The organism is Pedococcus sp. P2_D7 (assembly GCF_056404295.1).
The window spans coordinates 21,499-34,848 of sequence record NZ_JBFUEH010000008.1; the positions used below are offsets into that span (position 1 = coordinate 21,499).

Sequence of the window (13,350 nt, forward strand, 5' to 3'; positions counted from 1 at the left end):
CACGCTAGGACCGGGAGGTGGCCGGCCGCACCCGACTGCGGATTCCGTAGGTGGGGGTCTGGGCCGGTGCTGCTCAGCCCTTGACGTAGGAGAGCTTCTCGCAGATGAGCCCGTCCCGGAACCTGATGACGTCCACCCCGCGGATGTGTCCCGGGGCGCCCTGGTCGTCGGTCCAGCTGTAGGACCACCGGACCACGGCCCGGTCGCCCGCGACGAACTGCTCCTCGGTGGAGAAGAGCGGGTTGGTGGTCTCGGCGAACATCTGGGTCCACACGGCGTGGGCCGCACCGGCTCCTTCGTGGCGGACCCCGTCGGGCGCCGGCCCGGTCGCCTCGAACACGCAGTCGGGCGTCATCTCGAGCAGGGCCGCGTCCATGTCGCCGCTCCCGAAGGCGCGCAGGAATCGCGCGGCGCAGGCGTGGTTCGGGCCCCACTCCGAGTCGCGACCGAAGGTGGCGAGCAGGTCGCCCTGGGGTCCGCCGTGCGAGAGGGCTCGGGCGGCCACCGCCCCCGAGTCGCGGTACAGCTCCTCGCGGTCGGTGAACCACCCCGCCACGCCCGCCATGAGGGCCGGGTCCAGGCGCCGGTCGGTCCCGGTGGCGGCCGACAGGTCCCAGGAGTGGATGAGGTGGTCGGCCGCGAGCTGCCACACGTACTCGGACACGTCGGTGTCGCCGAACGAGAGCGGCACCGTGCCACCCCGGGGCAGCCGATCCGCCACGGAGGTCGTGGCTGCCTTCGCCGCGTCGATCGACCTGGCGATGGGTTCGTCGCCGAGCAGGTCGCCGTCCAGGCTGGAGCCCACCTCCTCGATGGTCCGACCCTCCAGGAGGGCGGCCGTCCACAGGTCCTCCGACGTCACGTGGTTCACCAGGTCTCGGACGCTCCACTCGCTGCAGGGGGTGGGGGACTGCCACTGGTCGTCCCGGACGGCGACGACGACGTCGGCCCAGCGCTCGACCGTGCGGTGGTACAGCGTGTTGAGGTCCATCAGATCGCTCCGCTCTCCAGTGCCGTTCGGGTGGCGTCCACCCACCAGTCGAGGTCCGTCCTCTCCCGGGCCCGGATCGCCGGATCCGGGTGCTCGACCGCGTCGAGCGCCTTGTTCCACCCCAGCCAGACCATCGCCGACAGCAGTCCGAGGTGCATGGTGCGGTCGTCGCACGCAGGGCCGGCCGCCGCCCGGTACCAACCGATCAGGTCCTCCCTCGTCGCGTCGACCACCGAGGAGCACCCCGCCACGAACCTGGCGACGTCGAGGGCTCCTGGTCCCTCCGTCGCCATCGCCCAGTCGAGGAGGACGAGGTCGTCACCCTCGAACGCCATGTTGACGGTGGCGAGGTCGCCGTGGGCCAGCGTCGCCGGCGCACGGTGCAGCGCCGTGACGAGCGGCTCGGGGTCGTCGAGCAGCCCGAGCACCGGCTCGGCGACGTCGGCGGGGACGGCGTCCGCGAACAGCTCCCACCCGCGCAGCGCCAGCCGCATGAGCTCGACCTGGTCGACCTGGGCCGCCCGGATCCGACGCGGCGTGAACAGCGTCACGACGAGGTCCAACGGAGCCAGGCCGGGCGGTGCCTGACCGAGGAAGGTGCGGTGGAGCGTGGCGACCGCCGTCATCGTCCGGGCGGCCTGCTCGGCCGAGAGCCGGTCCGCCCAGCTCAGGACGCGGTCGCCGAGGTCGCGAAGCACGAGCACGGTGCTGTCGCCCTCGACCCACCCGTCCAGCACGGCGTGGCCGACGCCGGGGGGCAGCTGGTCGAGGACGCCGTCGCGCCAGAGGAGGTACTCCCTCGATGGCCCACCACCGGTCATGGCCAGGGTCACGTCGTGCTGCGGGTCGACCCGCTTGACCACGAGCGCACGCCCGTCCCGGAGCCGGACCCGCTCCAGGCCCGCTCCGGACTTGCCCACGTGGTCCGAGACCACCGTGCGTTCCACGACGTCGCGCAGGAGGTCGCCCGCTGCCACGACCTCACCGTGGCACCTTCCGCGTCGGCCCGCCATGGCCCGTTGGAGCCACTCGCGCGGGAGTGCCTAGGCTGCCACCATGGCCCGGCAACGCGTACCCGAAGGACCCCCACCCGCGCTGGCCGTGCAGAAGCTGCGGATCCGGTACGCCAAGCGCGGTCGGCTGCGGTTCTCGTCGACGCGGGACTTCCAGCGTGCCCTCGAACGTGCCCTGCGCCGGGCCGGTGTGCCGATGGCGTTCTCGGCCGGGTTCCACCCGCACCCCAAGATCAGCTACGCCAACGCGGCGCCGACCGGGACCGCGAGCGAGGCGGAGTACTTCGAGATCTCGGTGACCGAGCGGGTCGACCCGGAGTCGGTGCGCCGGGCTCTGGACGAGGCGCTCCCCGAGGGGCTCGACGTGCTCGAGGTCGTCGAGGCCGCCCCGGGCGCGCTGGCCGACCGCCTCCAGGGCAGCGACTGGGTGATGGACTTCCCGGGGGTCACCGCCGAGCAGCTCCAGGCCGCTGCCGACCAGCTGCTCTCGCTCGACCGGGTCGAGGTGACCAGGACCTTCAAGACCGGACCCAAGACGTTCGACGTGCGGTCCGCCGTCGTGTCGATGGCCACCGAGCCGTCGGAGCGGCCCGACTGTGCGATACTTCGGGTGGTTGTACGGCACACCACACCGGCCGTACGCCCCGACGACGTCCTGACCGCGCTGCGAGCAGCCACGGAGCTGGCGCCACCGACACCACCCCTGGTGACCCGACTGGCGCAAGGCCCGCTGCGACCCGCAACCGCTGGGGTGGCTGATCCACTGGCTGCCGACAAGGACGACGACGGCGCTTGACCTGGTGCCGCGCGACCTGCGCGAGCCTCGACAGGCGTAGCCCAACCGACTTCCGTGCCGACGGCACCCGCCGCCGACACGAGCAACACCGCGCACCACGTGGCCGAGGGGAGAGTCCGATCCGGACTCTCGGTGTGGCCTTCGCCCGTGGGTGACGGAAGGACGCCACGGATGGCCTCCACGGAAGACCTGTTCAACCCCGACTCCTCCTCGCAGGACGCTCCCACCGAGAGCGCCGAGGGCGCTGCCGGGGCCGAGAGCGCCGAGAGCGCTCCGGCGCCCGCCCGCAAGCGCGCCCGCCGCGCCACGAAGAAGGCCTCCGCGCCGGTGGCCCCCGCCGAGGGTGGCGAGGGTGCTACCGCAGCGACCGCAGCGCCCGAGACCACTGAGCCCGCGACCGCTGAGTCGGCCGCGCCGGCCGAGGAGGACGCCCCGGCTCCGAAGACGGCCAAGAAGGCCGCCGTGAAGAAGACCACCGCCAAGAAGGCGACCGCGAAGAAGACCACCGCGAAGAAGGCCACCGCCACGAAGGCGACCAAGGCCGCCCCCGCGGACCAGCCCGACGCCGAGTCGAGCGAGGACGCTGCCGCGGCGCTGCTCGCGGGGCCGGCCGACGTGGACGCCGCCGTCGACCCCTCCGCCAGCGAGCCCACGCAGGCTGAGGACGAGGACGAGGTCGAGCTGGACGCCGACGGGCAGCCCACCGCGGCCACCGTGCCCAGCTTCGGCGTGCTGTTCCAGGCGCCCGACCCGGCTGCGGCCCGCCCGACCCGCCGTCGCGCTGCGACCAAGGCGGCCGGCCCGCCGCAGGTCGCCGCCGTGCCCGCCGCCGACACCACGGACTCCGCGGAGGCCGAGACCGCCCCCGGCGAGGAGGTCGGGACCGACACGCACGGCACCGAGGACAAGACCCCGGCGCCCCGGCGCCGTCGTGGTCGCGGGGGACGCGGCGCCCAGGCGGACGCCAGCCAGTCCGCCGACGCCGACGACGCCGCAGCCACCGAGCGGGCCGACCAGGACGACCAGGACGACGCGAGCCAGAACCGCGACGACGACACCGACGGTGGCGGCGAGGGCGGTCGCCGTCGTCGTCGCCGCGGGGGCAAGGGCCGCGGCCGTGGTCGCGGTCAGGGCGACGCCGACGCCGCCGCGTCCTCCGACGAGGACGAGGACTCCGGCGCCGACACCGAGGACGCCGAGGCGTCCGACGACCAGGGCGGCGAAGAGGGTTCGTCGAGCCGCCGTCGCCGTCGCCGCCGTCGCAGTGGTTCCTCCGCCGAGGGGGACGACCCGCCCGGCACCGTGACGCGGGTGCGCGAGTCGCGCCGCGACGAGCCGCAGAGCGTCAAGGGCTCGACCCGCCTGGAGGCCAAGAAGCAGCGTCGCCGCGAGGGTCGCGAGGCCGGTCGTCGCCGCACGATCATCACCGAGGCCGAGTTCCTGGCCCGTCGCGAGAGCGTCGAGCGGGTGATGGTCGTCCGCGAGCGCGAGGGCCGCACCCAGATCGGCGTCCTCGAGGACAACGTCCTCGTCGAGCACTACGTCTCGCGCGAGACCAACGCGTCGATGGCCGGCAACGTCTACCTCGGTCGCGTCCAGAACGTGCTCCCGTCGATGGAGGCCGCCTTCGTCGACATCGGCAAGGGCCGCAACGCCGTCCTCTACGCCGGTGAGGTCAACTGGGACGCTGCAGGCCTGGAGAACAACCAGCCCAAGCGGATCGAGAACGCCCTGAAGTCCGGCGACACGGTCCTCGTGCAGGTCACCAAGGACCCGATCGGCCACAAGGGCGCGCGCCTGACCAGCCAGATCTCGCTCCCGGGTCGCTACCTGGTCTACGTGCCCGAGGGCTCGATGACCGGCATCTCCCGCAAGCTCCCCGACACCGAGCGCAGCCGCCTCAAGGGCATCCTCAAGGAGGTCGTCCCGGACAGTGCGGGCGTCATCGTGCGCACCGCCGCCGAAGGGGCCAGCGAGGAGGAGCTGCGCGCCGACGTCGAGCGGCTCACCAAGACCTGGGACAAGATCAAGGCCAAGGCCGACTCCAAGAGCAAGGGCAAGGGCGGTGCGCCGTCCCTGGTCCACGGTGAGCCCGACCTGACCGTGCGGGTCATCCGCGACGTGTTCAACGAGGACTTCACCTCGCTCGTCGTGGCCGGCGACCAGGCCTGGGGAGAGGTCAGCGAGTACCTCGGCGACGTCGCACCCGACCTCGCCGAGCGGCTGAAGAAGTGGACCTCCGAGGAGGACCTGTTCACCCACTACCGGGTGGACGAGCAGATCGCCAAGGCGATGGACCGCAAGGTCTGGCTGCCCTCTGGTGGCTCCCTGGTGATCGACCGCACCGAGGCCATGACGGTCGTCGACGTCAACACCGGCAAGTTCGTCGGGTCCGGCGGCAACCTCGAGGAGACGGTCACCAAGAACAACATCGAGGCCGCCGAGGAGATCGTCCGCCAGCTCCGGCTGCGCGACATCGGCGGGATCATCGTCATCGACTTCATCGACATGGTGCTCGAGAGCAACCGTGACCTCGTCGTGCGACGCCTGCTCGAGTGCCTGGGCCGGGACCGCACGAAGCACCAGGTCGCCGAGGTGACCTCGCTCGGCCTGGTCCAGATGACCCGCAAGCGGGTCGGCTCCGGTCTCATAGAGGTCTTCTCCGAGAACTGCGAGCACTGCGGCGGACGCGGGATCATCGTGCACGCCGACCCCGTCGAGAAGCCGTCCGGCGGTGGCGACGGTGGTCGTGACAGTAGTCGTGACAGTGGTCGTGACAGCGGTCGTGACAGTGGTGCCAACGGCGGTGCCGGCGGCCAGGCTGCCCGCGGTCGCGGTCGGCGTGGCCGCTCCGGTGCGACCGGCACGACGCCCGAGCCGGCTCCCCAGCCGGTGCACTCCGGCCCGACGCCGGCACAGATCGCCGCAGCGGCCCACGCCGCGGCACTGAAGTCTGCCGACCACCACCACGACGACGACCTCCACCGCGAGCACGGCGAGCACGACCACGACCACGACCACGACTTCGACGACGTCGCGGGCCAGGACGCCCCGGTCGTCGAGGTGCACGAGGACGTCGACCAGCAGCAGCCCCATCAGCCCGACACCGAGCTCGGGGTCGAGGCCGTGGCGGAGTCCGTGGCCGAGGAGACCCCCGAGCAGGAGCAGACCGCCGAGCCGACGCCCGAGCCCGAGCCGACCCCCGAGCCCGAGCCCGCCCCCGAGCCCGCCCCCGAGCCCGAGCCGGCCGCTGCCGCCCCCAAGCGGCGCCGTCGGGGCCGGGTCATGGCACCCGCCGGCCCGCCTCGTGCGGTCGCCGGGGAGGACGCCACGTCAGGTGGCGCGGAGGCGGCCTCCGAGCAGTCCTGAGCCGTGCGGCATACCGGTGGGTTGACCGCTGGTGTGCCGCACGACCGCCGGTTTGGTCGGCAAGCCCTCCACCCGGTAATCTTGTTCCTTGGTGCGCCCACCGTCCGGCGTCCGCAACTGTGCTCGTTCCTTCGGGATTCGGTCATGGCGCGGGTAGCTGCCGGCCGGTCCAGACAGAGAGCGCGTGCCGCCCGAAGTAGGAAAGAGAGTTCCACGTGTACGCGATTGTTCGCGCTGGTGGTCGCCAGGAGAAGGTTTCCGTCGGCGATGTCCTCATCATCGACAAGGTCAGCGGCAAGGCTGGCGACAGCATCGACCTGACCCCCCTTCTCGTCGTCGACGGCTCGACCGTGACCAGCGATGCCGACAAGCTCGCCAAGGTCACCGTCAAGGCTGAGGTGGTCAAGGCCGCCAAGGGCCCCAAGATCACGATCATGAAGTACAAGAACAAGACCGGCTACCGCAAGCGTCAGGGCCACCGTCAGCACCTGACCCAGGTCAAGATCACCTCGATCGACGCCTGAGTTTCGGACCAGAGACCCAGAGAAGGCAGGTACTGACATGGCACACAAGAAGGGTGCGTCCTCGACCCGCAACGGTCGCGACTCGAACGCACAGTTCCTCGGCGTGAAGCGCTTCGGCGGCCAGCTCGTCAACGCGGGCGAGATCCTCGTCCGCCAGCGCGGCACGCACTTCCACCCCGGCGACGGCGTCGGCCGTGGCGGCGATGACACGCTGTTCGCGCTGGTCGCGGGCAACGTCCAGTTCGGCACGAAGCGTCGGCGCAAGGTCGTCAACATCGTCCCGCTGGAGACCTCGGACGCCAGCTGAACTTCCGGGCGAAGCAGGAGATCAGAAACTTTCGGTATGCCGCGTGGCCAGGCCACGTGACGCACCGCACCGGAGGGGGCGGGCCCGATACGGGCCCGCCCCTTCGCACGTCCTGCACGTTTATCGGGTTTAGGGACTTCGTTGCGCTTCACCCGAGAACGCTTCTCGGGTGAAGCGCAACCTTCCCCCTAAACCCGATAAAGGGGGCCGAGTGACGGCCCGCCTAGACTTTCCACCCAGACCACAGAGGAGCCCCCATGACCACGTTCGTCGACCGCGTCGTGCTGCACGTCGCCGCCGGCGATGGCGGACACGGAGTGGCCTCGGTCAAGCGCGAGAAGTTCAAGCCGCTCGGCGGTCCCGACGGTGGCAACGGCGGGCGGGGTGGCAACGTCATCCTGCGGGTCGACCCGAACGTCACGACGCTGCTCGACTACCACCACCACCCCCACCGCAAGGCGACCAACGGCAAGCCCGGCGCCGGTGACGAGCGCAACGGCGCCGACGGCGGCGACCTGGTCCTGGCCGTGCCCGAGGGCACCGTCGTCAAGGACGGGTCCGGGGAGGTGCTGAAGGACCTCGTCGGGCTCGACGGTGAGTTCGTCGTCGCCCGCGGCGGCCGCGGAGGCCTCGGCAACAAGGCGCTCTCGTCGGCCCGCCGCAAGGCGCCCGGCTTCGCCCTGCTCGGCGAGCCCGGCGACGCCCTCGACATCGTGCTCGAGCTCAAGTCCCTGGCCGACGTCGCGCTGATCGGCTTCCCCTCTGCGGGCAAGTCCTCGCTCGTGTCGGTGCTGTCCGCTGCGCGGCCGAAGATCGCCGACTACCCGTTCACCACCCTGGTGCCGAACCTCGGAGTGGTGCAGGCCGGCGAGGGCCGGTTCACCATCGCCGACGTGCCCGGCCTGATCCCCGGCGCCAGCGAGGGCAAGGGCCTGGGCCTGGAGTTCCTGCGCCACGTCGAGCGGTGCTCGGTGCTCGTGCACGTCATCGACTGCGCCACGCTCGAGCCCGGTCGTGACCCCATGACCGACCTCGACGTCATCGAGCGCGAGCTGGCGCAGTACGTGCCCGACGCGACGCTCGGCGGCCGCCCGCTGGCCGAGCGCACCCGCATCGTCGTGCTCAACAAGTCCGACGTCCCCGACGCGCTCGAGCTGGCCGAGATGGTCAAGCCCGACCTCGAGGCGCGCGGCATCGAGGTGTTCGTCGTGTCGGCGGTGGCCCACACCGGGCTGCGCGAGCTGACCTTCGCCATGGCCCGGCACGTCGCCGAGGCCCGCGCCGAGATCGAGGCGGTCGCCGCCGCCACCCCGCAGCGCATCGTCATCCGCCCCAAGGCAGTCGACGACTCGGGCTTCACGGTGATCCGCGAGAACACCGCCGACGGTGAGGTGTTCCGCATCGAGGGGGAGCGTCCCACCCGCTGGGTCCGCCAGACCGACTTCTCCAACGACGAGGCCGTCGGCTACCTCGCCGACCGGCTCGGCCGGGCCGGCATCGAGGAGGCGCTCTTCAAGGCCGGAGCCGTCGCGGGGGCGACCGTGCTCATCGGGCCCAAGGACAACGCGGTGGTCTTCGACTGGGAGCCCACCCTGGTGGCCGGCGCCGAGCTGCTCGGCGCCCGGGGCACCGACCTGCGCCTCGACGAGGCCACCCGCCCGACCCGTGACGACAAGCGGGCCGACTATGCCGAGCGCCGGGTCGCCCGGACCGTCGCCCGCGACGAGCTGGCTGCCGAGCGGCGGGCCGGCCACTGGGCCACTGCGAAGGACGAGGACACCGAGGAATGAGCGCGGCGGCATGAGCGGGGTTGACCGCCGGGGCGACGTGGCGCGCGCCCGGCGCCTGGTGGTCAAGATCGGCTCCTCCAGCCTGACCGACGTCGGCGGAGGAGCGCTCGACGAGCAGCGGCTCATCGCCCTCGTCGACGTGCTCGCCAAGCGCCGGAACGCCGGCCAGCAGGTCGTGCTGGTGTCCTCGGGTGCCATCGCCGCGGGCATCGCACCGCTGGGGCTGACCAAGCGGCCGTGGGACCTCGCGACGCAGCAGGCGGCCGCCAGCGTGGGGCAGGGAGCCCTCGTCGCGGCCTACCAGCGCGCCTTCGGTGCCCACGGGCTCACGGTGGGTCAGGTGCTGCTCACGGCCGACGACGTGACGCGCCGCTCGCACTACACCAACGCCCGCCGCACCCTCGACCGGCTGCTGGAGCTCGGGATCGTCCCGATCGTCAACGAGAACGACACCGTGGCCACGCACGAGATCCGGTTCGGCGACAACGACCGGCTGGCGTCGCTGGTGGCCCACCTCGTGCACGCCGACGGCCTCGTGCTGCTCACCGACGTCGACGCGCTGTACGACGGGCCGCCGACCAAGGCGGGCAGCAAGCGCGTCCCCACCGTGGTCGGGGGCGCCGGGCTCGACGACCTGGTCATCGGTGGCACCGGCTCGAGCGTCGGCAGCGGCGGCATGGTCACCAAGGTCGAGGCGGCGTCGATCGCCAACGCCGCCGGCATCACGACGGTGCTGACCAGCGCCGAGCAGGTCGAGCAGGCGCTCGCGGGGGAGGACGTCGGCACGGTCTTCGTCCCGACCGGCTCCAAGCGCACCTCCCGCAAGCTGTGGCTGGCGCACGCGACCACCCCGATGGGCCGGCTGCTGCTCGACCCGGGAGCCGTCCGCGCGGTGACCGAGCGCCGGACGTCCCTGCTCCCGGCGGGGATCACCGGCGTCGAGGGGACGTTCTCCGACGGCGACCCGATCGACCTCTGCGCGCCCGACGGCCGGGTGATCGGCCGCGGGCTCGTCAACTACACCTCCGCCGAGCTGCCGGGGATGCTGGGCCGCTCGACGCGTGAGCTCGCCAAGGAGCTGGGCCCGGAGTACGAGCGCGAGGTCGTCCACCGCGACGACCTCGTGATCCTCTAGCCGGCGCCCGAGGTATGCCGCGGGCCCGGGTCAGCGGGCGGGCGGCCCGATCGTGCGCGCCGAACCCTGCACGACCAGGTGCCCGTCGGCCAGGCTGAGCACGGCTCGGTCGCCGAGCATGCGCTGAATTGGCACGTCGATGGTGCGCACGGCACCGATGGCCGCGCAGGCGATGTCCTGGCCGCTGGGCTGGCGGGGGACCTGGAGCACCGCGACGACGACGGCCTGGTCCGACTCGAACGCCTGGCCGCGGTAGTCAGCGCCGCACGCGCCCGGCTCGTCCGGTGCCCCGGTGAACACCACCCTCAGGGCGCGACCGCCCTGGGCGAGCTCGAACGACTCCGCGGGCACGCCGTCCCCGGGTGCCTGCGTCCAGTCCAGTGGGGTCTGGACGAGAGCGGACACGGGCACCGCCACCCGGAGCAGGGTCACCTCGGTGCCCTCCAGGGAGAACCGCCAGGCCGGCACGGTGACGGTCCCTGCGGAGGTCCGCACGTCCATCGTGGTCAGGACCGCCCCCGTGACCCGCAGGTCGGTGCACCCGCCGCAGTCGCTGCGCCGAGCCGTCATCGCGGCGAGGACGTCGCCGGCCCCGCTGACGCTCGTCGAGACGCCTCCCACGGTCCCGTCGAGCACTCGTCCGGGCCCGGGGGCGCCGGGCAGCGGGGCGAACTGCACGAGGTGACCGGTCAGCCAGGCCAGCTTGTTGTTCTCGCCGACGGCTGGCTCCCAGTCGCCGTCCTGCTGCTCCAGCTGGTCGCCGAGGTCCAGGGCGCCTGACTCGCTGGCCTTCCGGGCGTCGGCGTACCGGTCGAGCATCAGGGCCGCGCGGTGCGCCCTGTCCCCCTGGTTCACGGTCGGCGAGGGTGAGCCCACGGTCCCGGGGCCGCCCACCGACCCGCAGGCGGCGGCCAGCAGCGTGGCGGCCAGGACGGCGACGAGGGCGGGGGAGTGCCGACTCATACCCGGTGAGACGTTCGCCACTGGCGAAAGGTTGCGTGCCAGGCCCCGGCGGTTCAGGGCAGCCGGGTGACCTCGAACTGCATCTGCGGCTCGGCGATGGTGGCCTGCGACTGGACCAGCTGGAGCTCGCGCTCGCCCGACTCCAGCGTGGTGGCCAACAGGTCGAAGACGCTGCTCGCCGTGCGGGCCAGGGCCAGCGCGGGGTCGCCGGTGGCGAGCAGGTGGGCGGTGAACAACGCTGCCGTCACGTCTCCGGAGCCGTTGGCCTTCAGGGGCAGCCGCGGCGTCTGCACGATCCACGCGCCGTCGTCGGTGACAGCCATCATCTCGATCGTGTCAGCCGGCGCGTCAGGTCGTTCGACGCTGGTCACGAGGACGACCGAAGGCCCCATCGCCCTGACCAGCTCGACGGACGCCAAGGTCTCCTCGACGGTGTGCGGCTCGGTGCCGGTGAGGAAGCCGAGCTCGAACTGGTTGGGCGTGATGAGGTCGGCGGCCGGCACGACGCGCTCGCGCAGGAGGACCGGGATGGCCGGGTGCACGAAGCAGCCGCTCCTGGCGTTGCCCATCACCGGGTCGCAGGCGTAGATGGCGGCGGGGTTCGCAGCCTTCACCCTCGCGACGGCATCGAGGATGACATCGCCGATGTCCTCGCCGCCCTGGTAGCCCGACAGCACCGCGTCCACCCCCGGGAACGCCCCGCGCTCCTCGACGCCCCGGATCACGGCGCGCACGTCGTCGGCGGGCAGCAGCGGGCCGCGCCACTCGCCGTACCCGGTGTGGTTCGAGAAGTGCACCGTGTGCACCGGCCACACCTCGACCCCGAGGCGCTGGAGCGGGAAGACGGCGGCGCTGTTGCCGACATGGCCGTACGCGACCGAGGACTGGATCGACAGGATACTCACCCACGCATTCAACCAGTGCTGCTCCACCGAGCGACCCGCCGAGGGTCGCCCGACGTGCTGATCGGGGCGCTATGCCGTGCCCCGCCCTGAGGGGCAGGGTGCGGCGCCGGGGTGGACCGCGCCCCACCCTGAGGGGCACGGCATAGCAGCTCGAGGGTGCGGTGTCCCGGGTGGTCGTCCGCGAGGTGGGAGCCCGCCGCTTCCGGTCACGGCGCGGCATACCCTTGGAGCATGGCTGAGATCGACCCCGCCGCCGTCGAGCAGGTGGCCACCGCGGCGCGCGCCGCACGGGTGGCCTCGCGCCGCCTGGCGCTGCTGTCCCGCGCCGACAAGGACGCCGCGCTGCTCGCGCTGGCCGACGCCCTCGACGCGGCCACCGACCGCATCGTCGCCGCCAACCGCGACGACGTCGAGCGCGGACGCGAGTCCGGTATGCCGCAGGGTCTGCTCGACCGGTTGGCGCTCGACCCGCAGCGGGTCGCCGACGTGGCCCAGGCGCTGCGCGCCGTCGCCGCGCTGCCCGACCCGGTGGGGGAGGTGGTGCGTGGCTCGACGCTGGCCAACGGCCTCCAGATCCGTCAGGTCAGGGTGCCGATGGGCGTGGTGGGCATGGTCTACGAGGCCCGCCCGAACGTCACCGTCGACGCGGCCGGCCTCGGCCTGAAGTCCGGGAACGCCGTCATCCTGCGAGGCGGTTCGGCGGCGGAGTCGACCAACCGCGCGCTGGTCGACGTGATGCGCACCGGTCTGGAGGCCCAGGGCCTGCCCGCCGACGCGATCACGCTGCTCGAGGGTGGCCGCGACGCGGTCCGCGCCCTCCTCACCGCCCGCGGGCTGGTCGACCTGATCATCCCGAGAGGTGGGGCCGGGCTGATCCAGACCGTCGTCACCGAGTCGACCGTGCCGGTGATCGAGACCGGCATCGGCATCGTCCACGTCTACGTCGACGCGGCCGCCGACCTCGACAAGGCACTCGCCATCACGGTCAACGCCAAGACCCACCGCCCGAGCGTCTGCAACGCCGCCGAGTCCTTGCTCGTGCACGAGGCCGTCGCGGCGGACTTCCTGCCCAAGGTGCTCGCCGAGCTGTCCGGCGCCGGGGTGGCCCTGCACACCGACGACGCCTCCGGCGCCGCGGCAGAGGCCGCCGGCGTGCCGCACGAGGCCGCGACGGAGCAGGACTACGGCACCGAGTACCTCGCGCTCGAGATGAGCGTCCGGGTCGTCCCCGACCTCGACGCCGCGCTCGAGCACATCCGCACCTACAGCTCCGGGCACACCGAGGCGATCGTGACCGAGGACCGCGCTGCCGCCCGGCGCTTCACCAACGAGGTCGACTCCGCCGCCGTGATGGTCAACGCGTCCACCCGGTTCACCGACGGTGGGGAGTTCGGGTTCGGCGCCGAGATCGGCATCTCCACCCAGAAGCTGCACGCCCGGGGCCCGATGGCCCTCCCCGAGCTGACCACCACGAAGTGGATCGTCGAGGGCGACGGACAGGTGCGCGCCTGACCCGGCTGCGCGGCATACCGGGGGCTGGTCATGCGGGTCCGCGGG

The 13,350-nt window shown here is 72.5% G+C and carries 11 protein-coding genes; 7 read left to right on the forward strand and 4 right to left on the reverse strand.

Annotation, left to right across the window (positions count from 1 at the left end; translation table 11 throughout):
- Positions 1 to 73 precede the first annotated feature (73 nt).
- Complete coding sequence (locus AC1DWJ_RS17790; RefSeq protein ID WP_477621531.1) at positions 74 to 991, reverse strand: TIGR03086 family metal-binding protein; 918 nt, start codon at positions 989 to 991, stop codon at positions 74 to 76.
- Positions 991 to 1,968, reverse strand: coding sequence for a protein kinase family protein (locus tag AC1DWJ_RS17795; protein ID WP_477621532.1), 978 nt, complete (start codon positions 1,966 to 1,968; stop codon positions 991 to 993). The genes AC1DWJ_RS17790 and AC1DWJ_RS17795 overlap by 1 nt, the downstream gene beginning before the upstream one ends.
- Before the next feature lie 79 nt (positions 1,969 to 2,047).
- On the opposite strand from AC1DWJ_RS17795, the gene AC1DWJ_RS17800 reads away from it, so the two are divergent.
- The 6 genes from AC1DWJ_RS17800 to proB all read left to right on the forward strand — a co-directional run bounded on the left by AC1DWJ_RS17800 (position 2,048) and on the right by proB (position 9,925).
- Entirely contained in the window at positions 2,048 to 2,800 is a 753-nt protein-coding gene (locus AC1DWJ_RS17800; RefSeq protein WP_477621533.1) for a TIGR03936 family radical SAM-associated protein, read from the forward strand.
- Positions 2,801 to 2,971: 171 nt separating this feature from the next.
- A complete protein-coding gene (locus AC1DWJ_RS17805; RefSeq protein ID WP_477621534.1) occupies positions 2,972 to 6,169 on the forward strand; it encodes an Rne/Rng family ribonuclease in 3,198 nt (1,065 codons plus the stop codon).
- A gap of 215 nt (positions 6,170 to 6,384) precedes the next feature.
- Positions 6,385 to 6,693: a 50S ribosomal protein L21 gene (gene rplU, locus AC1DWJ_RS17810; RefSeq protein WP_057377831.1), complete on the forward strand. Its 309-nt coding sequence runs from the start codon at positions 6,385 to 6,387 to the stop codon at positions 6,691 to 6,693.
- A 37-nt stretch (positions 6,694 to 6,730) separates the two neighbouring features.
- Complete coding sequence (rpmA, locus tag AC1DWJ_RS17815; RefSeq protein WP_179420401.1) at positions 6,731 to 7,000, forward strand: 50S ribosomal protein L27; 270 nt, start codon at positions 6,731 to 6,733, stop codon at positions 6,998 to 7,000.
- A gap of 257 nt (positions 7,001 to 7,257) precedes the next feature.
- Positions 7,258 to 8,790 carry a GTPase ObgE gene (gene obgE / locus AC1DWJ_RS17820; RefSeq protein WP_457253218.1) on the forward strand — a complete coding sequence of 511 codons (1,533 nt, stop codon included), beginning with the start codon at positions 7,258 to 7,260 and terminating at the stop codon, positions 8,788 to 8,790.
- Between the two features lie 10 nt (positions 8,791 to 8,800).
- The gene (gene proB, locus AC1DWJ_RS17825; RefSeq protein WP_457253217.1) at positions 8,801 to 9,925 is read left to right on the forward strand and encodes a glutamate 5-kinase; all 1,125 of its coding nucleotides are present in this window, start codon (positions 8,801 to 8,803) and stop codon (positions 9,923 to 9,925) included.
- Positions 9,926 to 9,955: 30 nt separating this feature from the next.
- Here the strand turns inward: proB and AC1DWJ_RS17830 are convergent, their stop codons facing one another.
- Positions 9,956 to 10,888: a hypothetical protein gene (locus AC1DWJ_RS17830; RefSeq protein WP_477621535.1), complete on the reverse strand. Its 933-nt coding sequence runs from the start codon at positions 10,886 to 10,888 to the stop codon at positions 9,956 to 9,958.
- Positions 10,889 to 10,941: 53 nt separating this feature from the next.
- The gene (gene pdxY / locus AC1DWJ_RS17835) at positions 10,942 to 11,793 is read right to left on the reverse strand and encodes a pyridoxal kinase PdxY (RefSeq protein WP_477621536.1); all 852 of its coding nucleotides are present in this window, start codon (positions 11,791 to 11,793) and stop codon (positions 10,942 to 10,944) included.
- A 231-nt stretch (positions 11,794 to 12,024) separates the two neighbouring features.
- Between pdxY and AC1DWJ_RS17840 the strand changes: the two genes are divergently transcribed.
- On the forward strand, positions 12,025 to 13,305 hold the full coding sequence (locus AC1DWJ_RS17840) for a glutamate-5-semialdehyde dehydrogenase (protein WP_477621537.1): 1,281 nt from the start codon (positions 12,025 to 12,027) through the stop codon (positions 13,303 to 13,305).
- Positions 13,306 to 13,350: the final 45 nt, after the last annotated feature.